Source organism: Dietzia sp. DQ11-71 (assembly GCF_014144995.1).
In the GTDB taxonomy this organism is placed as follows: domain Bacteria; phylum Actinomycetota; class Actinomycetes; order Mycobacteriales; family Mycobacteriaceae; genus Dietzia; species Dietzia kunjamensis.
In genome coordinates this window covers 1-1,711 of record NZ_JAALDT010000298.1, presented here as the reverse complement: position 1 = coordinate 1,711, position 1,711 = coordinate 1, and the positions used below count along the sequence as shown (strand labels likewise).

Genomic DNA, 1,711 nt, shown 5'->3' with positions numbered 1-1,711 from the left:
CACGCCCAGCCCCGATAGTGGGGGTGCCCGTTGGTGGGTGCTGCTGGTGCGTCGTGGTTCACGTGCGCCACAATCTGGCGGTATGACCGAGAACACCGCGTCCACGCCCCTGTCGCCGGAGCAGTTGCTGGAAATCTACGACGTCCCCGGTGCGAGCGCCGCGGAGTTCCTGTGCGACCGCCACGCCCCCGAGGCGGTCGCCTTCACCGTCATCGACGCCGACCTGTCCGGGCGGGACATCACCTACGGCGAGCTGCGGACCGAGAGCGAGAAGGTCGCCGCGGCGCTGGCCGAGCTCGGCGTGGGCGAGCGCGACCGGGTGGCCACGCTGATGTCCAAGTCCGCGGACCTGGTGTTCACCCTCATGGGGATCTGGCGACTCGGTGCCGTCCACATGCCGCTGTTCACCGCGTTCGCGTGGCCGGCCATCGAGATGCGTCTCACCGGTGGCGACGCCAAGGTGGTCGTCTCCGACGCGGACCAGCGCGGAAAGCTCGAGAGCGTCGCCGTCCCGGTGGTCGTCGCCGGCCTGGCGGACTGCCCCGAGGCCCGAGACGGCGACCTCGACCTGGCCACGATCACCGCCGCCCAGCAGCCCTGCCTCGCCGCGGCGGTCACCGGTCCGGACGCCGGCCTGGTCATGCTGTTCACCTCCGGCACCACCGGCACCCCGAAGGGCGTCGTCGTGCCGGTGCGCGCCCTGGCCGCGTTCCACCAGTACATCGAGACGGGCCTGGACGTGCGGGCCGACGACGTGTTCTGGAACGGTGCCGACCCGGGCTGGGCGTACGGCCTCTACTACGGCATCCTCGGCCCGCTGGCGGTCGGCCGTCGGAGCCTGCTGCTGCACGCCCGCTACAGCCCGGAGCTGGCGTTCGCGGTCCTGCAGTACTTCCACGTCACCAACTTCGCGGCCGCGCCGACCGTGTACCGCACCATGCGGGCCAAGCGGGACATCGCGCCGGCCGACGTCACGCTCCGCCGAGCCTCGGCCGCCGGTGAGCCGCTCACCCCCGAGGTGATCGAGTGGTCGACCGAGCAGTTCGGCGTCGAGGTGCGCGACCAGTACGGCCAGACCGAGCACGGGATGTTCATCATCAACCCGTGGCACGACTCGCTGCGTGAGGACGTGCGCCCGGGCTCCATGGGCGTGCCGCTGCCGGGCTGGTCGTGCACCGTGCTCGCCGCGGACTACGACGAGCCCGCCCCCGTGGGCGAGCTGGGCCGCGTGGCGATCGACGTCCCCGCCAGCCCCCTGATGTGGTTCACCGGCTACCACCAGGCCCCGGAGAAGACCGCCGAGCGCTTCAGCGCGGACGGGCGCTGGTACTACACCGGCGACGCCGCCAAGCTCGACGCGGACGGCCACTTCTACTTCTCGAGCCGCGACGACGACGTGATCATCATGTCCGGGTACCGCATCGGCCCGTTCGACGTGGAGTCCGTCCTGGCCAAGCACCCGGACGTGCTCGAGTCGGCGGTCATCGGCGTCCCCGACGACCTGGCCGGGGAGGTCCTCGAGGCGTACGTGGTCCTGCGCGACGGCGTGGAGGGTGGCCCGGAGGCCGAGTCCGGCCTACAGAAGTGGGTCAAGACGGAGTTCGCCGCCCACGCCTTCCCGCGCCGGATCCACTTCGTCCGCGAGCTGCCCAAGACCCCGTCGGGCAAGATCCAGCGGTTCCTGCTGCGCAAGGAGCGCGCCGGACGGGCC

1 protein-coding gene is annotated in these 1,711 nt (G+C 71.6%); it reads left to right on the top strand.

Features of this window, described 5'->3' with window-relative positions; all coding sequences use genetic code 11:
• Positions 1-82 precede the first annotated feature (82 nt).
• The coding region (locus G6023_RS11000) for an AMP-binding protein (protein ID WP_182635505.1) at positions 83-1,711 on the top strand (1,629 nt) is incomplete at its 3' end.